This window comes from Microvirga pakistanensis, assembly GCF_004458765.1.
GTDB classification, from domain to species: domain Bacteria; phylum Pseudomonadota; class Alphaproteobacteria; order Rhizobiales; family Beijerinckiaceae; genus Microvirga; species Microvirga pakistanensis.
The window spans coordinates 1-223 of sequence record NZ_SPJX01000588.1; the positions used below are offsets into that span (position 1 = coordinate 1).

The following is a 223-nucleotide window of genomic DNA, read 5'->3' on the forward strand; positions in this document are numbered from 1 at the left end:
AACGCCGAGATCGGTGATCACCAGATCGACCACGCCGGCGCCGGTGAGCGGCAGCGTGCATTCTCTCAGCAGCTTCGGCTCCTCCGAACCATCCTTGCCCTTGGCCACGTGGTCCATCACCACGACCACGCGCTTCACGCCCGCGACCAGGTCCATGGCGCCGCCCATGCCCTTCACCATCTTGCCGGGGATCATCCAGTTGGCGAGATCGCCGTTACTCGCC

Annotated in this window: 1 protein-coding gene; it reads right to left on the reverse strand. The window is 65.5% G+C overall.

The window, feature by feature from the left end:
- On the reverse strand, window positions 1-223 hold a 223-nt coding region (locus E4K09_RS23990), incomplete at both ends, for a CoA-transferase (RefSeq protein WP_280177493.1).